We start from the raw sequence: 25755 nt of genomic DNA, 5'->3' as shown, positions 1-25755 counted from the left end.
AGCCCAAAAGTAAGCCAAAGGTATACTCGGCCATGTTTCAGCGCACCCACCCGCCCAAGTTGGCCTCCCCCATCGAAGTAGATGGCAGGCGGATCGCGATCCCAACCAAAGTGCAGTACAAGTGGCACGATATGGAGATCGGGACGTTCATCCATTTTGCCCCCAACACTTGGCAAGATTCTGAGGGCGACACCCTTAAGACGCCCCTTTCCGAGCTAAACCCAGAGAGGCTCGACACCGACCAATGGGCGCGCGCCGCAAAGGCGATGGGCGCAAAGTATCTCGTCTTTGTCGCTAAGCACCAGGGTGGGTTTTGCTGGTGGCAGACCGATACGACCGATTACAGCGTTAAGAACACGCCATGGAAAGGCGGCAAGGGCGATGTGATGAAGGATGTCTCCGCCTCTTGCAAGAAGCATGGACTGGGCTTAGGGGTCTACCTCTCGCCGCGAGACGACTATCACGGCGCCAATGTTGGAGGCCGGGCCAAAGATCCGGCAAAACAAGCCGATTACGAAAGGCTCTATCGCCGCCAACTGACCGAGCTGCTCTCCAACTACGGCGATATGATGGAAGTCTGGTTCGACGGCAGCCTTGTGTTCGATGTGGGAGACATTCTAGAGAAACACGCGCCGAACGCCGTGATCTTTCAGGGTCCGCAAGCCACCATCCGCTGGGTCGGCAACGAGGACGGTTATGCCCCCTACCCCGCATGGAACTCGGTTCGCTCCGGCGCTAAGAAATGGGGCGACTACACTGCGGCCGACGGCGATCCTGATGGCGACCGCTGGCTGCCGAACGAATGCGACGCCCGAATCCGCAACACCTGGTTTTGGCGAACGGACAACGAAAAAACCCTAAAAAGCCTTGACGCGCTTATGGAGATGTATTACCGCTCGGTCGGTCATGGGGCGGTCTTCTTGCTCAACCACACGCCCGATCCGACCGGCTTGATCCCCGAAGCCGACTTCAAGCGCGGCGAGGAGATGGGCAACGAGATCAAGCGGTTGTTTTCTATCCCGCTGGCGACCAAGCAGGGCGCTCGCACCGATGAGACTCTTCTGCTGCGCGGCAAGACGCCCATAGGGCACATCGTGCTGATGGAAGAGATCGCGCGCGGCGAGCGAGTTCGAAGATATGCGCTGGAAGCCCGCGTTAACGGCCAGTGGCAGACAATCGCCGAAGGCTCCGCCATCGGCCACAAACGCATTCACCGATTTGAAAATCTGGAAGCCGATGCCGTTCGCGTGCGTCTGGTCGAAACGCTGAGCGATCCGATGCTCCGGCTGATCCAGGCTCACCCGTTTCTGCCCAAGAGGTAAAATCGGTCCATGTCGACAGCACATGAATATTTAGTCAAAGTCAAGTGGATAGGGGGCCGGGACGGTCAAGGCGTTTCCCACTCCATCCGATCAGGACATACAGCGGCGCTGGGCGTTCCCAGCGAGTTCGGCGGTACGAACGAAGGCACAAATCCCGAAGAACTTCTCACCTCGGCGATCGCGGCCTGCTATAGCATCACCTTTGGCATCATCGCGGCCAACAGGAAGCTGCCTTTCGAAGGCATCGAGACCGAAGCCAAGGGGCAAGTGGAACAGCGGACGGGCATGTTCGTGTTTACCCGTGTAGAGATCAGCCCGACCATCCGGCTCGCCGCCGACGCTACCGATGAACAGATCGCGCTCGCTAACGACATCGCTCATAAAGCCGACGGCTACTGCATCATTACCAACGCCGTGCGCGACAAAGTTCAGATCGAGGTCAGTCCCAATATCGTCAAGGGCTGACGGCTTCACCCTTATCGAGCTTCTGGTCGTGATCGCGATCATCGCGATTTTGGCCGCTATTGCGATGCCTGTTCTAGCGAGAAGCCGCGAGACGGCCCGCCGTTCGGTCTGCTCGTCCAATCTTAGGCAGGTTGGCGTTGCCTGGTCGCTCTATTTGGACGATCATGCGGGCTTGATGCCCGATCGCCGCGACCTTAAAACGGCGCTCGGCTATCGTCCGTGGAGCGATTGGCCGTCCAGCGACCCTCGCGCGGGATGGGCCGCTCTTGTCCTAAAGCCTTACTCGGTCGAGAGAGCGATTTGGAACTGCCCGAGCGTCGAATCGACCGACCTAGGCAGGCTGATCCAGGTTGAACAGAACGGCGCGCGCTACTGGATTTGGCGATTTGACCGAGCCGACGATCCCGTACCCTTGGACAACCTCTGGGGCAAGCTTCCCGATCGCGCGATTGTCGATCTGCAGCTGGCGCAGAACCCCATCGTTGGCTTTCCGGAGAGTCTATCGGACGTGGAACTGACCGTCGATCCCTACTTCCCAGCCATCGCTCCCGTCAATCCTAACTTACGGGGCAAAGCGGTGCATTTTGGAGGGAGGAACCGCCTCTTCTTGGACGGCCATGTTCAGTGGCTGCGAGACGCCAGAACGAACTGAGCCAACTTATCGACCGTCTGCTCAACATCCTCTTTAGTCGCAAGAGGGCTGAGCGTACACATTCGCAAGGCCGTCCGACCCTTCAGCTGAGTCGAGCTGGCCATGGCGAAACCATCCTCGATGAGGCGATCGACCGCTCGACGATGCGCGGCGCTGTCGGCTTCTGGATGCCAAAACGCTACGATCCCCAAGCTGGGGGGCGCCGCCAGTTCGAACCCCTTAGCGACCAATCGCTCGCCCGCGACCTCTGCCAGCCGCACGTTGTGATCCACCGATTCTGCAAACGCCTCGACCCCAAAGGTCTTCAGCATTAGCCATACTTTGAACGCTCTAAACGACCTTGAAAGCTGAATGCCATGGTCGCAGAAATCGACCTCGCCCGCGTCTCGCTCTTTGTCCAAAAGGTAGTCCGGCAGGATCTTGAAGGCGCGCTTAAGCAAAGAAAAATCGCGCATCAGCACGCCGCCGCACTCTATCGGCGCATAGAGCCACTTGTGCGGATCGATCGCCATCGAATCGACCTCGCCCAATCCGGCCAGTTTGGGCTTCTGATTGGGCGATACGGCCGCCAATCCGCCATAGGCCGCGTCCGCATGAATCCAGAGTCCCTCCGACCTTGCCCATGGCACGATCGTCTCAAAGTCGTCGACCGCGCCTGTGTTAGTCGTGCCCGCGTTCAAGATCGCGCAGAAAGGGCACAACCCTGCCGCTCGATCTTCGCTGACAGCAGCCTGCAACGCGCTAAACGGCAATCGAAAGCTCTTGTCGCTTGGCAAGACCCTGATCTGTCTTTGGGCAAACCCCGCGACCTTCAAAGCCCTGATCGCGCTCGAATGGGTTTGGTCGGACAGATAAACCGCCCCGTGGCCAAAATCCTCCCCCAGCACGGCCTCTCTGGCCGCCACCAGCGCGGTTAGGTTTGCCATCGAGCCGCCGCTCACCAGCAGTCCGCCCGCGCCGTCCGGCATCCCAACGATCTGTCTCAGCCACTCCATGACGGTCAGCTCGACTTGAGCGGCGCCTGCGCCCACCATCCATGTGCCGGCAAAGGCGTTGAAGCCCGCGCAAAGAGCGTCCGCCATCGCGCCGACAAAGTGGTTCGGAGCGGGCACAAAGGCAAAGTATCGGGCATGATCGACGCGGATCGTGTTGCCGAACGCCTGCTCGACGGCCTGATCGATCAGACGCATAGGATCGTCGCCTTTGGCCGGAAGCGGCTCGGCGAACAGTCCTTCTAATTCCGCTTTGGTCGGTCGCTTGCCGATAGGGGAATCGCTCTTTGTGTCGAAACGTTCTATCACGAGCGCGACCACATGGTCTGCCAGGCGGCGCATCTCCGACGATGTGAGGGACAGCCGTGGCGCGTCTATCGATTCGGGCATCTTGACTTTCGCCTATTATACAAGACAGAATCGTAGCCGGTCTAAGGGGAGGCGAACGGATTGAGCGGCAACGGATCGCAGATAAAGATTGAGCTGGCCGAAGAAGAGGCTCGAGTCGAACCGGGCGGCGCAGCCCAGATCGCCGTGCTCATTCGCAACCTGGGCGAGCAGCGAGATCAGGTCTCCTTAGAGGTCGAAGGGTTGGATACCGAATGGTGCGCCATCCCAGTGCCCAGCGTCGGATTGGAACCGGGCGCAGAATCCCGAGAGAAGATTCTCATTCGCCCTCCGCGATCCAGCGAAAGTCGAGCGGGCGTCTATCCCTTTGTCATCAAAGCCCGATCGCTGGAGAACGGACAGACCGAACTAGCACAGGCCAACCTCGTCATCAATCCCTACAACCTCTTGACGCTCGAACTGGACCCCAAGCGTCAGACCATGAGCTACTTTAAGCCCGAAGCCGAGTTTGAGGCGCGGTTGCAAAACTTGGGCAACACCGAGCAGAATTTGCAGCTCTTTGCCAACGAGCCGGAGGACGAATGCGTCTTTGAGTTCGAGACCGAACGGGCGATGCTTAAGCCGGGCGAGTCGAGCAGCGTCTACTTGCGAGCTCGCTCGGTCAATCGACCGGTCATTGCGCCCACTAAGCTCTTCGGCTTCACCGTCAGCGCGCGCTCGGTCGACAATCCTTATCTCAGCGCGACTTTTCAAGGTCAATTGGAGCGCCGTTCTCTCATTAGTCCGTCCGGGCTGGTTGCCTTGTTGCTACTGCTTTTGATTCCGCTGATTGGGTACTTTATGAGGCCTCAACCGGTCGAGATCATGGATTTTGCCATATCGCCCGAAACGGTGGTGGCAGGCGAAAAGGTTGAGATTCGGTGGCAAGCCCGAAACGCCGACCGGCTGGTGATCGAACCTGAACCAGGGCTTATCACGGACCGCTCTCGCATTCGATTCGGCTCGTTCGAGTTTGTCCCCAACGGCAATACGACGATCAAGATCACTGCCGAGAATCGCTATGGCCGCATCACGAAGGAGTATCCGATCACGGTAACCGCTGCGCCGCCGCCCGCCGCGCCCGAGATCGTCAAATTTGCCGCCGATGTGCCCGAAGTTTACGCGGGCGAGCCGGTTCAGCTTCAGTTCTCGGTCAAGAACGCCACGACCGTGATCATTAGCCCGCCCGGACAGCAAATCGATCCCGACACGCCGATCTTTGAGCACCGTCCGACCAAGACGACCGAGTATAGCCTTCGCGCTAAGAACACCGCCGGTCTGATGGCGGAGAAGAAGCTGACCGTAAAGGTGTTAGAGCCGACCGATGCGCGAATCGTGCGGTTCGAGGCTTCTACTTTGGAGATCAACGAGGGCGAGACGGTGCGGCTCAGTTGGGAAGCGCTGAACGCGGCCACGGTCATCGTTGAGCCGTCTGTGAACAACAACGATCCGATCGGATTTGCCGAGGTATCTCCCAAGAAGACGACCAAATATAAGCTGATCGCGGTCGATTCGGGCGGTCGTCAGACCAAGCCGAGCTACATCAATATCGTGGTCAAGGCCAAGGTCGAATCGCCTATCACTACCCCTAACCCGCCAGGCGGACATTAGAGCGCAAGGCATCGAGCAAGTGGTCATGGCTCGCGGGGACGCTCGCCCTCCCGACCGATTGCCCGGCGGAAGTCTGACGTTTCGTCAAGATTCGTACTCAGAGTTGTGCTACATTTGCAAAAATTCCGTTCGCAGGGCTTGGACTGACGTTCTAGATGCCTACCGAGCGGCGGGCGATGGAGCCCACGACCGGATACTCGTACAGCTCGCCGAAGTTCGCCTTGACCCCGGCGTAAATGGGCCAGATCAGTTGCACCGGGATGAGCGCGATCAGAAACGGTATCCCGATCAAGCAGAAGCTCATGATCACAAATACGGCTCCAAGGCACCACAGCGCAATCTGAAACAGCAATGCCTGTAGCGCATGGTAGCGCACGAACGCGCTCTCTTTGAAGATCAAATAGACCAACAGGGGCGCGATGATCGAACTCACGATCGATAGCAGATGCACCAACAGCGCCCAAAGTCGTTCTTCATTCGAATAAGACATTTTTCCCCCTTGGCGCGGGTTCGCGCCAGGCCCGACGCAAGGTCAGGCCCATCATCACGATCGAGAATAGGGCCCATGCCGTCGCCCAAAAGACGGCCGGCAACAGCGTGGCCCGCTCCATCAGCTTCGCATCGTTATGGAGACCCGTATAGGCCGTAATTCGCAGCAGAACGAAGAAAGCCTGCAAGCCGTAAAGACAGAGTTGAAGCCCTACGAACTGAGCGGCCAAGATCACCGCCGCCGAGCGCCAATAACGCACGACATAGGCCAGCAGCGCAATCCAGAAGAGGGCCGAAAGCACACCGACCAGATCGCCCCGCACCCAAAAGACCAGGCTTACCGCCAAGATCGCGCACATCCAGGCCAGCGCCGCCCTCGCGCCCTGAGCCGTGCGGCCGAAGTAGATCAGCGCGCCGCCCAACAGCGCGCTGCCCACATAGCCCGCCGATGCGATGACCGGCAAGAATCCGCCCGTAACCGGCGTTACGCCGCTGCCGTTGGCGAACACCTTGATGTAGTGCGCCGAGCCGCCTGTCAACACCGCCGCCGCTGCATGGAAGAGCTCGTGCGCATGGGTCGATAGGTAGATGAACGGCAGTCCCAATAGATTGAGGCCGGGCGTCATGTGGAACAGCAGCGTCAGAACCCCCGCGCCCGCCATCGCCTTCTGATCGCCTCTCATCGCTCGACCGCCGTCCACCGAATCAGGTCTCGCACTAAGCTTCGGCCGTTTTCTGGCCAATCCAAACCGGGCATTTGCATCTCCCCCGCCCGACAGATTCGCGAAGGCGACAGGCCCGCCAGCCAATCGGGGGCTATGCCCTCGACCGCAATGGCCTGCACCTTCTGCCACGGTATAACCGTTCGCGCTTCCAAAGGGCATACCTGCAAAAGGTTGAACGCGCCGATCGCCTCGAACTGCGGCGAGCGGCTCTGAATAATCGTCCACGAAAGATCGTCCGGGCCGAGGGCCGACCGATTGGGGTCGAACAGCGCCGCTTCTCGTTCTCTGCGGACGGCGGTCGCCTCGCCCAAGGTCGGGCGAGCGGGGAATCGCTTTGTTTCTGCGTCCAAAGCCTCTGCCAAGCGATCGGTGATGGGCAAATCGGTCAAACAGATCGCGGGCGACAGGCAGCCGGACTGGTAGAGCCGGACAACGTCGGTTGCAAGCCTTGCTGCCGCGTCCTCAGGCGCGTTTTGGTTAACAATTGCCACCGAGAAGCGGGAACCATAGGCAAAGAACGGCGTCTCGCCCTTGACCATGCCGCGCAGACGCTCGATGGTCGCATCGCGTCCATAGGCCACAACGGCGTCTGCATCGTTCATCCCGTCCTCGGCGCTGTCGACGATTTCGATCCAGTTGCGCAATTCTGTATCCGCTTCTTGCAACAGATTCAAAAAGGCGGCCGTGTAGTACGGCTCCCTGCGGGAAAGCTTAACCAAAGAGCGGCTCTTTACCAAAACGGCAGAGATCAGGCTGGTCCATCCCACCAAAGGCGTCGCCGGAAGAACGTGCAAGACTTTCAGATAGCCCGAAGCCCGCCAGCCGTCGGCAGGCCCGTCCAATCGCACGGGATCGCCGACCACCGTTCTCAAGATCGCCCGGAGCCGATCCTCGGTCAAATCCTCCGCTAACCGATCCAGCATCGGTTTGACCATGGCGACGGGAAAAGCCAGGCCGCTCGGTTCCGGCGGCAGACCCTGCGCTCGATAGAGGTCGCCGACCTTGGCCAGGCTTGAGACGACGCGGGCGATGGAGAGGCTCATCTTTCGTCATTCTACTCGAAGCGGCTTTCCAGCAATCCCTGCAAAAGCGCGTCAAGTTTGCCGAAAACTATCATTGAGACTTCGCGGCGATCGCCGCAAGGAGCGCCCTATGTCGGCAAGCGATTGGAACCCCTACATTCCCTATACTCGACAAGACGCGGAGGAGTTCTTTGCGTCGTGCCCCGATGCTCGCGTTAGCCGCGTGAGGTTGGAGAAGGATCGCGAGGCGGTCTACACGGCGGACGTTTTTTTCTACGATCCATCGTCCAATCGTCGCTTTGTCGTTCAGTTTCTAGGCTTGGTCAACGAGGGCGATCAGTTGCGCGTTCACGCTCCCGAGCCGTTCGACCGTTTGGGGCATGCGTTCGATCAAAAGGTCGTCGACGCGATTTCTGAGTTGTTAGGGGAGTACCAGCGCAATCCGAGCCTGGCGCAACAACCTATCGTCTCGGCAGACTTTCAGCAGAGCCAGGATTTGAGTGCCTATGCGGGAGAGAACCGAGTGGCGCCGGGCATTGCTTGGAACGAGCTTTACATCCACAGCGCCAAGCGTTATCTCTTTGCTGCAGAGAGAGTAAAGGGTATGCGCGTGCTGGATTTGGGCTGCGGGATCGGCTACGGCGCAAAGTTTCTGGCACGGACGGCGGAGAAGGTCGTTGCGGTGGACGCCGATCCTCATCCTTTGGCTTATGGCAACGAGACCTATCCGGACCCAAAGATCGAGCGCGTGCATTGCGCCGATTCTCGATTGCCTTTTGAAGACGCTTCCTTCGATGCGGTCGTCTCGATGGAGGTGGTCGAGCACATCCCGGTCGATCAGATGGAGAGCTGGTTCGCCGAGATCGGCAGAGTGTTGAAGCCAGGCGGCCTGCTGCTGATATCGACGCCCAACAAGGTCGTCTACATCAACTATCCAGATCCGCATCACGTAGCCCTTATGACGATCGATGAATACCGCGCGCTGCTTCAGAGCCGCTTCGATCAGGTCGGCCTCTACGGTCAAGTCCGTTCGAAGAACCTGCCCAAGACTTGGCAGGAGTTTGAAATTGCTCCGACTGCCGGCGAGGGCGACGAAATCTTTGTTGCAGAGTGTTCCGGATACTCCGTCGCTCGTCCGATCGCTCTGCCGCCTCCAACCGTCTGGGGTTCGAAAGGCTTAAGCGTCATCGTCCATACGCTTAACGAAGAGGCGAACATTGCCGACTGCCTAAAATCGGTCGAGGGCTTTGCCGACGAAGCGATTGTGATGGATATGGAAAGCGACGATCGAACGCGCGAGATTGCGGCCTCGATGGGCGCCCGCGTTCTCAGCCATCCCAGAATCCTCAACTTTGACGCGGCTCGGAACGAAAGCGCTCAACATGCGTCGAACGACTGGATTCTCTACCTGGACGCCGATGAGCGCATGACGCCTAAGATGGCGCAGCGCATCCGAGCCTATATCGATTCTGCGGCAGACGACGTTACCGGCGTCAGGCTTCCTTACCGCAATCACTTTTTGGGGCAGTGGATTCAACATTCCGGCCAATGGTGGCCGGGCTACAAAGCGCCGATGCTGCTTCGCAAGGGTACGTTCGAATGGCGTCCCCGGGCGCACGAGGGCGTTGAGGCTCGCGGCCAGGTAGACGCTCTTCCGGCGGACGACCCCGAAGCGGCCATCGTCCACTTTACCGTCCCATCTTTAGACCGCTACTTTGAAAAGATGAATCGGTACTCCTCCAGCGAGGCTGAAAAACTGGATTTAGCGGATGTCAGGCTTGACTGGAGAGAAATGGCCCGGGCCTTCTATGAACACTTCTCGTTCTACTACGACGAGACGAACGGGAAACTTGACGGCGCTAGAGGATTCCTGCTCTCTCTCGCGGGTGGTCTCAGTCGATTGGCCGCTTGCATGAAACTGGCCGAACTCCGTCTATCGCAAGGTTGGAAGGGCGATGAGTTGGTTCCGCCTTCTGCCGAAGAGTTCTTGAGGGTCGCGTTCGAACGTCCTGCTCCGGCCTGGCTTCCCAAGCTGGCCTCCCGGCTTGGGGGCAACGACTTCTTTATCCGATCGATCTCGGATCCTGCGCAGCGGGCCGATTTCGAGTCGACCGCCCATCTGCTGGATGCGGGAACGGACGGACTTTACGCGTTCGGCTGGCGCAGCGAGCGGTTTAAGCCCAAGATGCGCGCGCTCTTTGTGCCTCATGCGAACGCTTTGAACATGATGGGCGGCGGCGAGACTCAGATGTTCGCTACCCTCCGCGCCTTGCGCGAACATGGCTGTCTGGCCGACGTTTCGATCGCCCTCAAGCTGCCGGTCGAAGAGTACGATCTGGTGCATCTGTTCAGCACGTTTCACCCGGAAAAGTTGGAACTGCTTCAGAATCTGAACAAACCCGTCGCTCTTTCGACCATCTTTTGGAATTACACCGAGCTGGCCCGAGCCGACGCTGCAAAGAGGCAGATTTTTGCGCTCGATGATCCAGATCAGCTTGGCAATGCATTAACAGCCTGGCTTGATGGACAATTCGATGCGCAACTGAGCCCGATCGAGGAGCCTCGGCAGATTCGCGACTTTCAGCGCGCCGTTGTCGAATCGGCCAGCGTACTGTTGCCCAACGCTGAAACAGAAGCCGAGCAGTTGCGCGGCGCCCTCGGGTCGATCAACAAGCCTTATCAGGTCGTTCCCAACGCCGTCGATCTGCAATGGCTCCAAAATGCCGATCCCAAAGCATTTACGGACCGGTTTGGAGTTACCAACTTTGTGCTGTGCGCGGCGAGAATCGAACCGAACAAGAACCAATCGATGCTGATCTGGGCGCTGCGCGACACCGACATACCGCTCGTCATATCGGGCAAGGAATCCGACCCCGATTATGCTCAGCTTTGTAAGAAGTGGGCGGGCGACAAGGTCCATTTTGTAGGCGAACTGGCGCCGGACATGCTAGCGTCGGCCTATGCCGCGGCTAAGGTTCACGCGCTGCCCAGTTGGTCCGAGACCCCCGGCCTGGTCAACCTGGAAGCCGCCTCGTTTGGAACGCCGGTCGTCGTGGGCAACCGTGGCGCCGAAGAGGAGTACTTGGGCGAACTGGCCTATGTCTGCGACCCGCAAGACCCATCCTCTATCCGCACGGCGATAGAGCAAGCTCTCGCCGAAGCGCCCGACGATCCCAAACGCGAAGCTCGCAAGAGACTGATCCGAGATCGGTACTCTTGGGAAAAGAGCGCCCAGGCCACGATGAACGCTTACAGCGCGATTCTGAGCGTCAAGCCTACATGGTTCGCCGCGCCTGATTGGAAGAGCCCTGAAAGTTGGCAGTCGGTCGTGCTGAGCTACCTAACCGCGAACGAACGTCCGGCAGCGCTTCAACTGCTCTCGTTCGACCCAGATGCCGACATTCAGACGCTTGGAGCCTGGTTTGCCGAACAGGGGATCGACGCCGAAGACTGCCCCGACATCGAACTGGTCGGAGGCCTGCCCCAAGCAGGGGTCGAGCGAGCGATATTGTGCGGCGGGCCGCTGGACGAAGTGATCCAGGAGCAGTACGGCGCCAAGGCCGCTTAGCGTTTGGTACAATTGCGCCGTGCCGACCGCGGCTTTCACAACCCTTGGATGCAAGGTCAATCAGTACGAGACGCAGCGAATCCTCGCCTCTTTCGAGGAGAGGGGGTTCGATATTGTGCCGTTCGACCAGCCCGCCGACATCTATGTCATCAACAGTTGCTCTGTAACCCAGCAAGCCGAGGCGAAGTCGCGGCAGACCGTTCGACGCGCCGCCCGCGCCAATCCAGAGGCGAAGGTGGTGCTGACCGGTTGCTATGGCCAGTTCGCTCTCATCCGAGGCGAGAGCTTGCCCGAAGCGTCGCTCGTCGTGCCCAACCCCGAAAAGCTCAAGACTCTCGACCGCGTGTTGGCCGAGTATCCCCAGCTTGCCGAGAATCTGCAAGCGCGCGAAGAGCCGTTGTATCGAACACCATCGCGCCATCGCGCCGTGCTAAAGGTCCAGGACGGTTGCAGCGTCCATTGCGCGTTTTGCTCGATACCTTTTACGCGCCCTGTCATGCAAAGCCTGCCGTTCGCCGAACTTTTGGAAGAGGCACGCCAAATGGCGGCTCTCGGCTACAAGGAGTTGGTGCTTACCGGCGTGTTGATCGGCGATTATGGTCCGCACAATGGCAGCAGTGGCCCCGACCTGACTGGTTTGATCCGCCTATTAGCCGAGATCCCCGGCATCGAGCGAATTCGAATCAGCTCGATAGAGCCGACCCTAATCACCGAGGAATTGATCGATCTGATCGCAGAAAATCCGAAGCTTTGCCCTCACCTACATATCCCTCTGCAGAGCGGAGATACCGGCGTGTTGGGCCGAATGAATCGACCCTACGATCAGCCGTTCTATCTTGAATTGTGCAGCCGCCTGCGCCGCAGAATCCCCGATTTTTCGATCAGTACCGACATCATGGTCGGGTTTCCGGGAGAAGACGAAGCGGCCTTCCAGAACACGATAAGAGTGGTCGAAGAAGCCCAGTTTTGCCGCACGCACGCCTTTCGATTTTCGCCCAGACCGGGCACGCCCGCTGCGGACATGGCCGATAGCGTTCAGGATAGCGTCAAAGAAGAGCGATCCAAGCGCCTGATTGCCCAGTCTCGCGAGGCCGCTCAGCGGTACAACGCGCGATTCTTGGGCCGAGAAGAGAGGCTCTTGGTCGAGACGCGCTCTAAGCGAAGCGGCCTGCTGTCCGGCACCAGCGATCACTATCTGCAGATAGAGGCGCCTGGAGCGGACGCCTACTTGGGCCGCTCTGCAATGGCCGTCATCCGCGAGACCAGCGCCGATGGATGCGTCGGCGAGATCGTCTCGCTCGTTTAGCCCGCGTTCTTACCGGTAACCAAGGAGCGCCCCAATGCCAAGAATGGACAAGGAAGCCATCCACGGGAGCAACATCATGAGCGCAACTATCCGAGCGGACATCAAGCTGAACAATCACGGCCTCGAAATCACGGGCATTGTCAAGATGCTCGACAGGAGCGGCGTGGTCGTCCGGGCCAAGCAGGTCAAGCCCGAAACCTATCCCATCCATTTGATCTGCCCCGGCACGCCGGCCACCGTTACCATGGAAAGCCGGCAGGGCACCTACACCGTCGCCGCGGCCTTGGGCGAGTTCACCGAAGAGGATTATCATTTTGACTTTCGCGCCGCTGCGCCGACGGTCGAGCGACGCACGATCCCCCGGTTCGTCTGTTACATTCCGATCGAATATCGCGAGCACGGCAGCGAGGCCGAGAACTGGAGAGAGGCCATCGCGGTCGACATTAGCCGACACGGAATGAAACTGCTGGCGCCGGGAGGCCAGATTCCAGACAAGTTAGAGATGCGGTTCTTTCTGTTAGGGCACAAGGGACGGGTCGAGACCGTAGCTTCGGTGAAGCACAAGACGCTGGATGGAGAAGGCGCCTCGGTTGGGATCGCGTTCGACGAGATTCCTCGCATTCAGCAAGCCTGGTTCTATGAAATGATCCGCTAAAGTATGGTAGACTTTTGTCTACCATGATCATCGAGGAGATTCGGTGCAAGTCGCTGCTCCATCGCTGCCCGATGGACTTTGCCGACTTTACGCTAAACCCTTACGAAGGCTGCGCGTTCGGTTGTCTCTACTGCTACGTGCCTGTCATTAGGGTCAAGCGGGGCCAGGAGGACGCCGTTCCTTGGGGACAATGGGCCAGGGTCAAGATTAACGCGAGAGAAGTCCTTCGCCACGAGTTGAAAAGGGCGCCCTTCGGATCGCGGATTGCCTTTGGCACCGCGACCGACTCTTATCAGCCTTTGGAGAAGCGATATCGCATCACTCGCGGATTGCTTGAAGAGTTGTCGTGGCTGCCCTACACGGTTTCGATCACAACGCGCTCGCCCATCGTGCTTCAGGACGCCGATCTGATAGCCTCGATGTCCGACATTCGCATCAATTTTTCGCTGCCCACTCATGACGACCGGGTCCGAAAGACGCTCGAACCCTATGCGCCCAGCGCACAGTCGAGGCTCAAGGCCATCGAGCGTCTAACGGCCAAAGGCGTTGCCGTAAACGTCTTTATGGCGCCCCTCCTGCCTGGCGCGATGGACAACGAATCGATGATATGGCGATATTGCAAGGCTGTCGCGGATAGTGGGGCGAAGCGAGTCGTTTGCGGCAGTCTGCGCCATCTTGCATACTTCCGCAAAGCCTATCAGCAGCGCTTAGAGAGCATCGGCATGGGACAAAGCGCGCTGACAAGAGAGCAGTTCCCAATCGTTCTGCGGCAGATAGGCGAATCGCAGGGGCTCTGTATCGATTGCTACGACCGTGGCTGAAAGATAGGAAACATCGCGCTTGCGTCGAAAGACAGCCCAAGATGACCGTCGAAAACGTTGCCGAGATGACTCTGCGCATCCGCGCCGAGTTGGCTAAGGTGATCGTGGGTCAGGCGACGGTCATCGAAGAGGCGATTGCCTGTCTGTTGTCCGACGGGCATGTTTTGTTAGAGGGCGCGCCCGGATTGGCCAAAACATTGTTGGCGCGTTCCATTGGCTACTGCTTCCAGTTTGAGACCGCCCGAATCCAGTTTACGCCCGATCTGATGCCGTCCGACATCGTGGGCAGCACGGTCTACCATGCCGACACCGGCGAGTTTCGGGTACGAAAGGGCCCGATCTTTGCCAACCTGTTGCTGGCCGACGAGATCAATCGCACGCCGCCCAAGACTCAAGCTGCGCTTTTGGAGGCTATGGAGGAGCGCAAGGCGACCATTGACGGCGTTGCTTACCCCATGCCCGACCCGTTCATTGTGCTGGCCACTCAAAACCCCATCGAATACGAGGGCACCTATCCTCTGCCCGAAGCCCAGGTGGACCGATTCCTGATGAAGATCGTGATCGACTATCCGGCCAAAGCAGAGGAAGAGGCGATTCTGCAGAAGCGCCACTCTGGATTTCGGCCGCAAAAATTGGAAGAGGCCGGACTGGTCCCGGTTTCCAATGGTCAAGGATTAGCCGAGGCGCGCGCGGCGGTCGATTCGGTCGCGATCGATCCGGCAATCGTCTCCTATATTGTTGATTTGGCGCGCCGCACGCGCGTGCACGAGAGAGCGATGGTCGGCGCCAGCCCGCGGGCTTCCATCGCGCTGCTCAGCTCTGCCAAGGCGTTCGCTGCCATGCGCGGCAGCCCCTTTGTCATCCCGGACGATGTGAAGCGAGCCGCGCCCGCCGTGCTACGGCATCGCTTAATCCTGCGCCCCGAGGCCGAAATCGAAGGCGCAACGCCCGATGCGGTAACCTTAGCGGTGTTGGAAGCCGCGCCAGTTCCCCGATAATAAGCAAAGATGAGCGAAGCAAGCGAAAGGAAGGTCCTGATTGTGGCGCGCCCGATGGCGGGCGGCATGAGAAAGCACGTCGAAGGACTCTTGAAGTACCTGCCCGATTCCGGCTATGAGACCATCCTTGCCGGACCCGAATTCATTGCCGACCGACCGTCGCCCATAGCCGACCGCAAGGCGGTCAAAGCGCTCCTTAAGCGTGCGGAAGGCATCCCGATCATCCATGCTCACGGCGCCCGAGCGGGCTGGGTGGCCGCCTGGGCGCTGAGAGACGAGCGGCCTTGGGTCTGGACGGTACACCATCTGCTTCTAGAGCGAAATCCCCTGATTCGGAAAAGCATGCGCTGGATCGCCAATTGCGCGACGCTCACCATCACCCTTTCCCAATCGGTCGAAGCCAGGCTGAAAGAGTTGGGAGCGCCGTCCGATCGCCTCCGGCGCACGTTCGGCGGGATCGACTTGGGCGATCTGAGCAATCGTCCCGACCGAGAAAAGGCCAGAGCAGCCTTCCACGTACCGATGGATCGCCCGGTGGTGCTGGTCGCCGGTCGATTTGTGCCCGAGAAGGGGTTTGACCTGGCGATCAAGGCGATGGAAGAGGTTTGGAAGCAGTTTCCCGACGCCGAACTGTGGGTGGCTGGCGAAGGCCCCGAAAACTCAAGGCTGGTCAAGACAGCGGCCGCCTCCAGCCGCTCGGGCCAGGTGCGCTTCTTTGGGTATTGGAGCGAGATCGCCGAACTTTACATGTCAGCCGATGTCTTTATCGCGCCCGCGCGACAGGAAGGCCAAGGTCTGGCGCTGTTAGAAGCGATGCAGTGCGGCGTTCCGGCCATCGCGGCCAACGTCGGCGGACTGGCAGAGGTCGTGCAGGACGGCCGCAACGGTCTGCTGTCTGAGCCAGAAGACGCCGAATCGATCGGCAAGGCAGTTTGCAGGTCGTTGGCCGATAGAGACGCCGCGCAGAGAATGGCCGAGCAAGCCTTGCAAGACCTCGCCCGTTTCGACATTCGCAAAGTCGCTGTCGAGACGGCCAAGATTTACGACGAAGCCTTGGGCCGATAGCGAGCTAAGATCGCAACGGCGATCAGGCCCAGCGCCGAACCGATCGCAATCCCCCATCCCGTCCGCGCCGCCGAAACCCAAAGGGGCGTGTGCAGATGGCAGAAGGTGTTTACCATCGATGCCATGCCGATAGCCGCCAGCATCCCCCACAAAGGCAGCCAGTTGGCCCTGCCCGACCGCCAGAGCGACAGCATGACGAACAAAGCCGGAATCCCGATCAAGAACTCCTTGGTGCGGGGGCGCACGCTTAAGGCTTTCTCCAACAGCGAGCGCAGCTGAAGCTCCCAGCCCGGTACCGCGTCGGCCGCCTCGTTGCCCGCCCGCAAGGTCATCACGCCCACCACGACCATCATGCCCAACAGCACGATCGCCGTCCGCCAAACGATAGGTGAATCCAACAGCCGCCTCCACGGGTTCGCCTCGCCGGTGGCGATGGGCGCATAGGCCAGGCCGACTAACAGCACCGGCGCCATCAGCGCAATCTTGATGCCTGCAAACTGATCTGCCTTGATGAAGATTCGGTCTCCGTTCATCAGCGCCGCGACATGAATGGCGCCTAACAGCGCGCAGGCGATGACCGAGGCGGCATCCGAAACGAGCCAGCGCGACCGATCGGGGCGGACAGTTAGAAAGCCGACCGTGGGAAACGCGATCGCACCGCCCAAGGCTAGCAGTTTGATGCCCATGGGGTGCATGGCCAGACCGCCTGAAACCAAAGGCACAACGATCAGCAGCCATGCCGGCAGGCCGAATAGCCGAACCAGCAGCAAACCGCCTGCGGCCCCGATGCCAAGCGCAATAAGGGGCTTGCTCCAAGGCTGTTGGGGCAACTTTTCGTACGGGCGGGCGGGCTTGCCCGAGCCGTCCATTCCGTTTTGCGAAAGGGCGGAGGTCAATTGCCGTACAAACTCCATTGGCGCGTCGGGCTGCTTCATCCCACCCATCGGAAAGCGCGTTAGCAACGCCCGAATATTCCTCTCCTGAGCCGCTCTAGAATAGCGCTCGATCAAGGCTGGAGAGCGCATGTAGACCAGTTCGCCCGACGTTACGCTGTGCACGCGCACGGTTTGGTCGAAGGCCATTTTAGCCAGATTCGCATCGCCCGCCTGTTTGCCAAACTCCACCGTGCCGTACAACAATCCGTGCTTGGCCAGGGCTTCGGCAGTCGCTTCGAGGGCGTCGGGACTGCCTAATACCTCGTCTCGGCCAAAGATCACTAGGTATGCGCCCTGCGCCTTGACCAACGCTAGCGCTTCGCTGATGCTGCTTTCGGTCGCTCCTGCAAAGTTCTCGATTCGAGCGACCAAGCGACAGCCCGCCTTTTTGACCTCGCTGACAGCTCGCGGGTCGAGACCGACGCCGATACTGCCGACCGATTCGCCAATCACCCAGAACTGTTGGTCGCCGCTCGAAATCCAGGTCGATAACTGGTCGGGCCTTGTCTCATGGACCGCGGTCTTGAAGCTCAGGACTGCCTTTGCTTGCTCATATCGATCTGGGGGCAGGTCGAAAACGCCTGAATCCAGCCTTAGGCCCCAGTCGGCCAGCGTCGCCTCTGGCACGGCGACCGCTAACGGCCTGCCAAACGCGATCAAGGTTTCCGACGGGCTCTCGCCGCGCGCCAGCGCCAACTCCTCCACCTGCGCCCAATCTAGAACGATCTCGACCGCACGATTGGCCTGCTCAACCCGGAATCGCGCAAACAGAGCCATCATGGCGGCGACGGTCGATGCCAACAGCAACAGTGCGACCCACGCCCCCAAGAAGTTTCGGTTAGTCGTCATGATCGTAGTGGATTCGATGGCCAAGAATGCGCTGTCCGCCCGCAATCTTTAATGTGAGCCAGCCGGCCACAAAGCCGCCGATGTGCGCAAGGTAGGCCACGCCCGGATTGCCCTGGAAGAATTGCAAGGTGATCCAGAAAATCAGGAAGAAGATCGCCGGCACCTCGACAAAGGTGATCACGAAGAAGGTCAGCATACAGTCGATCCGAGCATGAGGGAAGAGCACCAGATAGGCGCCCATCACCCCTGCGATCGCGCCGCTGGCGCCCACCGTGGGGATGACCGAATCCCAATTGAACGCAATATGCGACCAGGCCGCCAGATAGCCCCAGAAGACGTAAAGCGCAAGGTACTTGCCCCGCCCTAGAGCGTCTTCTAAGTTGTTGCCAAATATCCAGAGCGTCCACATGTTGAAGATGATGTGCATCCATCCGCCGTGCAGGAACATAGAGGTGAAGATGCTGACCATGGGCGGCGGGGCAGGGATGGTCTTCTCGACCTTGCCCGCTATCTCGGCAGGCACCATCGAATAGGCCAAGTGCGCCGCCTGATCCCCCCTTAGGTTGATCAGCGCGAACACGGCGACGTTGATGGCGATCAGCGAAACCGTAACGATGGGAAAGTGCCGAGTCGGATTGTGGTCTCGGAGCGGTATCAGCATGTCTGCGTGCCCAAGAGTCTACCTGGGCTTAGCCCGCCGGTCTGATTCGTACTCAGTTTTGTGCTACATTTCAAAAAACCCCGTTCGGCAAACGAGCCGGTCAAAATCCCAGGACAAAAAACTCTCTTAGGGCTTTTGGTCTGGGAACTTGGGCGGGGCTTTGGCGACGGCTTTAGAAACGTCGGCCAGGCAGAAGGTTCCGATCATCGGCCGCACGGCGTTAGGATGAGGCGACGATGTCTTCGGCCACATAGGCGGCCAGCGCCATGACGGTGATCATCGGATTGACGCCGAGCGAGGTTGGGAAGAGGCTTGCGTCGGCGATGAAGAGGCCGTCTTTGCCTTTGGCGCGGCCCAGAGCATCGACCGCTCGGCTGCACGATCCCATCTGGTGCGCGCTGAAGAGGCCAATGCGGTTGGGAACGATCTTGCCGGGCCTGTCGGTTGGCGGCTGATGAAGCGTCCGGATGTTGCGCCCGCCCGCGGCCTCGTGAAGCCGGATCATTTCCTCTATGCCTTTCAATAGTCGTTCGGAAGTTCTTGTTCCCGGTCGATAGTCGATGACCGCTTGGCCATGGCGATCGAGCGTAATCCGTCCCTCGCCCGCGTCTGCAATGATCGAGAGGAAGACGGCCAATCCTGGCTCGAGAGGATCGCCCGGCCAAGGGAACGCGGCGGCGGCAAAGCCAGGATAGAGAGCGGGAGTCTCGATCAGGATGCCTTCGTCGAGGAACTGGTCGCAGGCGACGGCTTGCGGCGCGCCCCAGAATGCGCTGACCGGATCATCGTACTGGGCGAAGGTTGCTGTCGTAACGTGCAGGCTGAGGTTCGCGCCGATACCTCTGAGACCCGATCGGAGGAGGAGCGCGGGCGATTCGATGGCGCCGCAGGCGATCACAACGCCTCGTCTGGCCATGACTTGTTCTCCATTTGAAAGCTCTACGCCCGTAGCGCGGTCTCGGTTGAAGAGAATGCGTTTGGCAGGAGCGTCGCAGACGATTTTGGCTCCGTGGGCGCAGGCGTCCTTGAGATAGGTGAGCGGGGCGCTCTGTTTGGCACCGTAAGGACAGCCAAACGTGCAGGGCGCGCACCGATCGGCGCAGTTTGTACCGTTGCGCCGCAATCTATGGACGCTCCAGCCGAGATTTTGGCAGCCTCTTTGCAGGGCAAGGTTGGAGAGGTTGAGTTCGACCGGATTGTCGTTGACTTCCAGTCGCGATTCGATGCGCTCTATTTGTTCCTCGATTTTCCGCTTGGGAAGGCCGGAATCGCGCTCCCATTGATCGAGGGTCGGCGGGCGGTAGCAGGTGAGCCAATTGACGGTGGTGCCCCCGCCCAATGCGCCTCCGGCCAGGATAGAGACGCTCAGGTCTCTCGTGGTCAGGGCGCCGCCGCCCAGAAAGAGCTGATGGAAGCCGTCAGCCTCGTTCAGGCCCAGCTGTCGGGGGTTGATGCCGGATTCTAAGACGCAGACATCGAAGCCTGCTTGGGCGAGCGCGGCGGCGGCGACCGATCCGCCCGCGCCGGAGCCGACCACGATGAAGTCGGCTTCGCTTGGGAGGTCGGAGGTTTCAAGGTCGAAGCCGGCGGACGGTTCTAGCGGCTCGTAGCCGATCGGCCAGAGCGAGGGTTCGCAACCGTAGGCAGCAAAGAGGGCTAGGCGTTTGAGGGCTTGAAAAGCGGTTCTTTGCAAGGGTCGTCCTGTGGACCATCTCATCAGGGTCTGGCGTCGGGCTGAAAGGGGTTGGCTGGCGAACGGACCGTAGGCGCCTAAGAGGGCCATGCCGAGACGGCTGGATATGAGTTTGAGGAGCCTCTTTAGCCGGGTTCTGGGGCCGATGTTGGGGTTTGCGTCGGCTATCTGCGCCATGCGGTCGGCGAGGGCGTCGAGATCGACCTTGGCGGCGTCTCGGTCGGAGAGGACGGCTTCGGCGACTGCTCGGAGGGTTTGTTCGATGGCGTTCAATCTTACCCTCTCGATTTTTTTGGATCTCGATTCGTACTCAAATTGTGCTACATTTGCGCAGATTCCCGTTCGGCTCGCGGTTCCCGGCGTTTTGCCAGGCGGGAGCCTGGCGTTCCAGGTTGGACAAACGGGATTTCTTGATTTTGTAGCACAATTTTGAGCACGAATCAGGGCAGGCCGAGGGAGCGGAGTTCGTCCCGCACTTTTAGCCAATGTTCCTTCGCTACAGCGATTTGTGCGGGGGATAGATCGAAGGGGGCGTGGTCGAACAGGGTTGGAATCTCATCTCGAAGCGGGCAGTCGGTCGGCGTCTCGTCGGGCAGTTCGACTCCATCGAGCAGGGCCATGGCCGCCGCCCACATGCGCGGAACCGTACTCATGTTATAGCCTCCGCCGCCCAGCGCGACCGTCGGCAGTCGCCAGTCTCGCACTCGACGCACGGCTTCCAGCCAGCCTTGCGCGGTGAGGCTCAGATGCCCTAGCGGGTCAAGATGGTGCGGATCGCAGCCCATTTGGAGCACGATGGCGTCGGGCTTAAAGCGCTCTACCGCCGGCAGACCGAACTGGAAGAGCGCCTCTTGCCAAATGTCGTCCGGCGTGCAGGGCGCCATAGGCAGATTGAGCGATGTGCCGACGCCCGTGCCTTCGCCCCTTTCGGAGACAAAGCCCGTGCCCGGATAGAGCCACCGCCCGGATTCGTGAATCGAGAGCGTCATCACGGTTGGATCGTCGTAAAAGAGCGCCTGCACGCCGTCGCCGTGGTGCAGGTCGATGTCGATGTAGGCCACCCGGGCGAATCGCGATTGCAGGCGGCGGACGGCCAGCGCCGGATCGTTGTATATGCAGAATCCCGAGGCCAGCGCCCGTTGTGCATGGTGCAGACCGCCTCCGATGTTGACGGCTGTCTGCGCGCCCTCCACTACAGCGTCTGCGGCTGCCAGCGTTGCGCCGCAGTAGGCGCTGGCGGCATGGTGCATACCGATGAAGGGAGGATTGTCGCCGTGGTAGCCCAGGCCATAGTCGGACGCGGCTTTGCCCGTTTGGCTCGCCTCGATCACGGCATCGATGTAGGCCGGGTCGTGCACGGTTTCCAGTTCTTGGCGCGTTGCCAGGCGCGCAGGGTCCTGAGCGCGATCGGCCCAGAAGCCATGGCATTCGAGCAATTGAAAAGTCCGACCGTAGCGCTCGGGGCGCAGAGGATGGCGCGGGCCAAAGTCGTACTTTGCCGTATCGGGATGAAAGAAGAAGCGCGCGCTCACCGCTCGACCTTGACTTCGTAGGTGGCAGATTTGCCCGATGCGCCGAAGGCTTTGACGGCGATCGTGCTCTTGCCTTTGGGCAGTTGGTCGGTCGTGAACTCGAACGCCTCGCTGCCCGAATCGAAGAAGCGGTCGAGCGCCTCGGCGGCGTACCAATCGCCGTTGTTCACCTTGAATTGGACGGAGGCGATGGGCGCCAGGTCGCTGGGTTGGTCGCCGATCAGTTGCCAAGCGCGTCCGGAGACTTTGGCTCGGCCTTCGGCATCGATTTCGATCAGGCTCGCTATGATCTTGGGCGGCGCGTTGCAGACGATCACTTTTTCGAGCGTTTTTTCGACCTTTTCGAATCCGACGGCGACGCTGGGCCGGTCGGTGGCCGAGACTTTCAGTCGATAGGCGCCGTCGGGGAGTTTTTCCGTATCCCAGGCAATCGAGGCGCGACGACCGCTGTCGGGGGGCGGCTCGGACATACCGGCGTCGGTCATGATCTCGGCTCGGAGGGCGGGCGACATGCGCGGGTCCTGATCTATCTGACGCTGGAGCGCATTGGGAGGCGTTTGCGGCTTGTCGTTGGTGGCGGTCGGTTTGCTTTCGATGCGCGTCCAGGTCTTGCCGTCGTCCGTAGAATAGAAGGCTTCAAAGGCGAGCTGATCGTTATCGGGATCGCTGGCCTGCCAGTGAAGCGTCGCTTTGCCGCTGACGGCGGCCTGTTCTTGGGGTTCTCGCCATTCGATCTTGGGCGGTTGGTTGCGGGGGATGTAAGCGACCGAGACGTTGGACGCGGTTGCGGAGCGGTCGGTGAATCGAACGCGGTATTGCAGGTAGCGGGCGTCGGGGCTTTCGATTACAGAACCGTCGGGGTCTGCATAGATTCGAGACCATGTGGACCATTCGGCGTCGGGCAGCGGCGTGTTGCCCGTTCGCGTCTGGATTTCGACGCCTTTGCCGCCGCGCCATTCGATCTTGCCCCAATCGGCGGCCTGCTTGGCGTCGTGCACGGGCGATTCGTATATTGGCTCTCGGGCGTTTCTCTCCATGGCGATGCCTGCGCCTGTGATGGCGATCGCTTTGCCCAGGTATGGGGTCGCGGCGAAGGTTTCTATGTTGGGCGGTTGGGAGACGAACTGCCATTGTGGTTCGCCGGTCGCATTGCAAAAGGCGATGCCTGACTGACTGCCCGCCCAGATTCTCTGGTCGTCGGTCCAGAGCGATCGGACGGCTGGGCCGGGGCGCGGGGTAAGCGGCGTTAGGCGTCCGCTCGTCTCGTATCGATAGACCATGCCTCTGGGATGCGTACCGGCATAGAGCGAACCTTTGGAGTCGAATGTGAGCGCTGCCACGTTCGGCTCGGGCGTGTGAAAGAGCGTCGAGACCAATCCCCGCCGAAGCAATCGGACCGCGCCGCTGTCGGATGCGCCGAAGACGACGTCTTCGCCCCAAGTCGCAAGGCTTGTGAAGTGCCCTTCGTCGCCGCGGGCGAGTTCTTCGATCTGGTTTTCCCGAATGCGCAACAGCCGGGCGGGCGAGCCAGTGGCGACATAGAGCGAACCGTTAGCCCACAAGAGCGCGTTGACATATCGGGCGCCGGTCTCGTGAGCCATCCAGAAGCGATTGGCGCCGTCCATCCGCCAGATTTGGCCTTTTGGCCCTGTGCCGACAAAGATGGCTCCGTCTTGCGCTACAGCCATGCACAGCAGCGCTTGTCCAGGCGCCGTGCCGACGGGGATCGACCGTTCGGGCTCTAATCGATAGAGCGTGCCGAGGCCGCCCAAGTAGGGTTTGCCGTCGCGTCCGACCGCGATGCTGTAGAGATTCGGCTCGGGGCGTTCCCAGAGCATCGTCATTTCCGTGCCGGGGGCAATGACTCCCTCCGCATTGATGCTCGCACCAAAGAATCGCCCTCGGCCGAGCGTCTCGATGTTGGTCGGCGACCAGCGATTGAGGCGGCGCGACACGGGCTGCTCCATTGGAGGAGCGGGGGGAGGAACAGGCGTTGGAGGCGGTTGAAAGTAAGGCGACCAGGGGTTGGGCCAGGCTGCGAAATCTTCTTCGTCCATCATGATCGTCGGAGGCGGTTGGGCGCCGAATTCGCCGGGGGGCGGAACGGGCATTCCTTCGGGCGATTGCATAGCGGGACGCTGAGGGCGTTCGGTTAGGTCTTCCTTTTGTACCTGTATGGAGACGACGGCCATGCCCGACATGACGTAGTTTGTGTCTGCGGCGACTTTGATTTCTTCTCGCTCGACGGACAACGCGCTAGTCGTTGGATTTCTGGCGATCTCGCTCAGGAGGGGCGGAAGATGGGTCCATCGCACCCCGTCCACGTTTATGGCGAAGGAGTTGAGCATCAAGGCGAGAGTCATTTGGTCGTTGCGCTCTCTTTCTTTGAAACGCGCCAAGGCTTGAGGCAGGTTTTGTGGAGGCGGTCCGCCCATGATGCCCGGCGGCAGTCCTCCCATGACTGGCGCGGAACCGCCTCGAGCAAGCAGCGAGTATCGGCCATTGGGCAGATTTTTGGGCAGCTCGAGGGTCTGGACTATGGTTTGCGACACGCCGCCAAAGGGTCTGAGCGCAATGGTTGCCTTTATGGTTTCGCCCGGGCGATAGACGGCTTTTTCTACAGAGATTCTTTCGATGGCGGCAGTGTTTCGAGCGCTGAGGGCTTCGATCTCCATTTCGAGACTGACGGGGCGGACCTCGTAAGAGGGATTGGTCGACAAGAGCGACAGCAGCTGTCCGACTTCTTGAAAGGCGACGGATGCCCCGCCATTGGAGAAGAAGACGTTCTCGCGTTCGATGGCGCCGATCGTATCGGTCGTTAGTTTGAACTTGGCTCGGACGGTCGTGTTCTCCATGCCGTATCGAACGCGGTCGAGCGCTTCGGCGCCGATTATGCTGAAGAAGAAGTTGGTGATTTGAGGATGATAGGCGATTTCGGAAACAAGCCGGGCCGAGCGGCCGGTCGATGCGTCGCGGGCGGTTACAGTCATCTTGACCGTGCGCGGGTTTCTGCCGAACTCGCCTGCGACGCCGAACGCGCGATCGTTAAAAATCGTTCCAATGCGTTGCGCAACGTTGCCCATTTTTGCCGATGCGCTCATCGTCGGGTAGACATCGACGATCGAGGCGGCCGAGAGGGGCATTTCGATATGGCCGACACCTAAAAAAGGATGGCCAAAAGCGACCATCTTGTTGCCTGTAATGTAAGTGAGGGTGCCGATGGCGGAAAGATCGACATCGCCGGTGGCCAGCGAACCGGCGACGGCCGAGCCTGGGGCAACGGGAGTCGGCACATGGGCGCCTGTACCGCCTAAACCTAGCATTGGCTTTAAGCCGTATGGTTCCAAGAAGGTTGAAAGCTCGGCCAGACGCCGAGGCGAGAGGCCGGAGACTGAGAGGGGTGTAAAGAGCGGTCGAAACCAGGCCACGTTGTTCGCTAAGTCGTCTGGCCTCACCGTTGCGATAGCGATGCGCGATATAGTTTGATCTGCTATCTGAATCGGGCTCTTTAGGCGGATGTCGGAGACCGGCTTGCTTTCAAGTCTCGGGTCGAGGGCTTCAAGCATGTCCTCTAACGGCGTGACCAATCCTTGCGGCTCCTTGGGAAATCCTAAGCCATACGCCACAGCGCCCAAGCATTTGCCGTTGATATAGATCGGGCTGCCGCTCATGCCTTGGATGATGTTCGCGCCTCGCTCGGTGATCGGTCCGCCGCTCATTTTGATCAGAACGAGCGGTCGCCCTACGTTCGTATTGTGCAAGACGCCGATAATCTCTACATCGAAGCGTTCGACGGTGTGGCCCTTGAAGACGGTCAGCCCATAGCCCTTCATTCCAGGGCGAACCTGCGAGACGGGCATTGCGTCGGGCGGAAGATTCTGGCCATAAGCAACGAGAAGGGCGCTAAAGAGCGCGAGATGTAGAGCGATCAGCCTCACTGTAAGCCTCCGGCTGGCAGATTTGCTGGGCTGAGTATACCGCTGGAAGGGGTCAGGTAGAATTGCCAA

The 25755-nt window shown here is 59.9% G+C and carries 19 protein-coding genes; 10 read left to right on the top strand and 9 right to left on the bottom strand.

Annotated features, from left to right (window positions below; translation table 11 throughout):
• Positions 1-32 precede the first annotated feature (32 nt).
• Genes HUU60_06790 through HUU60_06780 form a run of 3 tightly spaced genes read left to right on the top strand, consistent with a single transcriptional unit; the run spans position 33 to position 2439 of the window.
• Positions 33-1322 (top strand): alpha-L-fucosidase, encoded by a 1290-nt coding sequence (locus HUU60_06790; GenBank protein ID NUL82417.1) that lies wholly within the window; start codon positions 33-35, stop codon positions 1320-1322.
• A gap of 9 nt (positions 1323-1331) precedes the next feature.
• A complete protein-coding gene (locus HUU60_06785; protein ID NUL82416.1) occupies positions 1332-1787 on the top strand; it encodes an OsmC family protein in 456 nt (151 codons plus the stop codon).
• Complete coding sequence (locus HUU60_06780; protein NUL82415.1) at positions 1669-2439, top strand: prepilin-type N-terminal cleavage/methylation domain-containing protein; 771 nt, start codon at positions 1669-1671, stop codon at positions 2437-2439. The genes HUU60_06785 and HUU60_06780 overlap by 119 nt, the downstream gene beginning before the upstream one ends.
• On the opposite strand, the gene HUU60_06775 is transcribed toward HUU60_06780, so the two are convergent.
• Entirely contained in the window at positions 2409-3821 is a 1413-nt protein-coding gene (locus HUU60_06775; GenBank protein ID NUL82414.1) for an aminotransferase class I/II-fold pyridoxal phosphate-dependent enzyme, read from the bottom strand. The two genes, HUU60_06780 and HUU60_06775, sit on opposite strands and share 31 nt — an antisense overlap.
• Positions 3822-3881: 60 nt before the next feature.
• Here HUU60_06775 and HUU60_06770 point away from each other — a divergent pair, with 60 nt between their 5' ends.
• A complete protein-coding gene (locus HUU60_06770) occupies positions 3882-5429 on the top strand; it encodes a hypothetical protein (GenBank protein ID NUL82413.1) in 1548 nt (515 codons plus the stop codon).
• A gap of 151 nt (positions 5430-5580) precedes the next feature.
• On the opposite strand, the gene HUU60_06765 is transcribed toward HUU60_06770, so the two are convergent.
• The 3 genes from HUU60_06765 to HUU60_06755 are packed head-to-tail and all read right to left on the bottom strand — an operon-like array spanning position 5581 to position 7686.
• Positions 5581-5919, bottom strand: coding sequence for a DUF4870 domain-containing protein (locus HUU60_06765; GenBank protein NUL82412.1), 339 nt, complete (start codon positions 5917-5919; stop codon positions 5581-5583).
• Entirely contained in the window at positions 5903-6601 is a 699-nt protein-coding gene (locus HUU60_06760; protein NUL82411.1) for a M50 family metallopeptidase, read from the bottom strand. Before HUU60_06760 ends, HUU60_06765 begins: the two co-directional genes overlap by 17 nt.
• A complete protein-coding gene (locus HUU60_06755) occupies positions 6598-7686 on the bottom strand; it encodes a hypothetical protein (GenBank protein ID NUL82410.1) in 1089 nt (362 codons plus the stop codon). Before HUU60_06755 ends, HUU60_06760 begins: the two co-directional genes overlap by 4 nt.
• Positions 7687-7795: 109 nt before the next feature.
• Here HUU60_06755 and HUU60_06750 point away from each other — a divergent pair, with 109 nt between their 5' ends.
• The 6 genes from HUU60_06750 to HUU60_06725 are packed head-to-tail and all read left to right on the top strand — an operon-like array spanning position 7796 to position 16078.
• Positions 7796-11233: a methyltransferase domain-containing protein gene (locus tag HUU60_06750; protein NUL82409.1), complete on the top strand. Its 3438-nt coding sequence runs from the start codon at positions 7796-7798 to the stop codon at positions 11231-11233.
• A gap of 19 nt (positions 11234-11252) precedes the next feature.
• Complete coding sequence (mtaB, locus tag HUU60_06745) at positions 11253-12539, top strand: tRNA (N(6)-L-threonylcarbamoyladenosine(37)-C(2))-methylthiotransferase MtaB (protein ID NUL82408.1); 1287 nt, start codon at positions 11253-11255, stop codon at positions 12537-12539.
• A gap of 34 nt (positions 12540-12573) precedes the next feature.
• Complete coding sequence (locus HUU60_06740) at positions 12574-13194, top strand: PilZ domain-containing protein (GenBank protein ID NUL82407.1); 621 nt, start codon at positions 12574-12576, stop codon at positions 13192-13194.
• 23 nt (positions 13195-13217) lie between these two features.
• Complete coding sequence (locus tag HUU60_06735) at positions 13218-14015, top strand: radical SAM protein (protein ID NUL82406.1); 798 nt, start codon at positions 13218-13220, stop codon at positions 14013-14015.
• 41 nt (positions 14016-14056) lie between these two features.
• The gene (locus HUU60_06730) at positions 14057-15013 is read left to right on the top strand and encodes a MoxR family ATPase (GenBank protein NUL82405.1); all 957 of its coding nucleotides are present in this window, start codon (positions 14057-14059) and stop codon (positions 15011-15013) included.
• Between the two features lie 9 nt (positions 15014-15022).
• Positions 15023-16078: a glycosyltransferase family 4 protein gene (locus HUU60_06725; GenBank protein NUL82404.1), complete on the top strand. Its 1056-nt coding sequence runs from the start codon at positions 15023-15025 to the stop codon at positions 16076-16078.
• Here the strand turns inward: HUU60_06725 and HUU60_06720 are convergent.
• The 5 genes from HUU60_06720 to HUU60_06700 all read right to left on the bottom strand — a co-directional run bounded on the left by HUU60_06720 (position 16054) and on the right by HUU60_06700 (position 25686).
• Positions 16054-17862 carry a hypothetical protein gene (locus tag HUU60_06720; GenBank protein NUL82403.1) on the bottom strand — a complete coding sequence of 603 codons (1809 nt, stop codon included), beginning with the start codon at positions 17860-17862 and terminating at the stop codon, positions 16054-16056. The genes HUU60_06725 and HUU60_06720 overlap by 25 nt on opposite strands.
• A complete protein-coding gene (locus HUU60_06715) occupies positions 17852-18520 on the bottom strand; it encodes a rhomboid family intramembrane serine protease (GenBank protein NUL82402.1) in 669 nt (222 codons plus the stop codon). The genes HUU60_06720 and HUU60_06715 overlap by 11 nt, the downstream gene beginning before the upstream one ends.
• Positions 18521-18743: 223 nt before the next feature.
• Complete coding sequence (locus HUU60_06710) at positions 18744-20489, bottom strand: GMC family oxidoreductase (protein ID NUL82401.1); 1746 nt, start codon at positions 20487-20489, stop codon at positions 18744-18746.
• Positions 20490-20656: 167 nt separating this feature from the next.
• Positions 20657-21748 (bottom strand): acetoin utilization protein AcuC, encoded by a 1092-nt coding sequence (locus tag HUU60_06705; GenBank protein NUL82400.1) that lies wholly within the window; start codon positions 21746-21748, stop codon positions 20657-20659.
• Positions 21745-25686, bottom strand: a complete 3942-nt coding sequence (locus HUU60_06700) for a hypothetical protein (protein NUL82399.1) — start codon at positions 25684-25686, stop codon at positions 21745-21747. The genes HUU60_06705 and HUU60_06700 overlap by 4 nt, the downstream gene beginning before the upstream one ends.
• Positions 25687-25755: the final 69 nt, after the last annotated feature.

This window comes from Armatimonadota bacterium (assembly GCA_013359125.1).
Classification (GTDB): Bacteria; Armatimonadota; Fimbriimonadia; order Fimbriimonadales; family GBS-DC; genus JABWCR01.
This window is presented reverse-complemented; position numbering and strand designations above follow the sequence as displayed.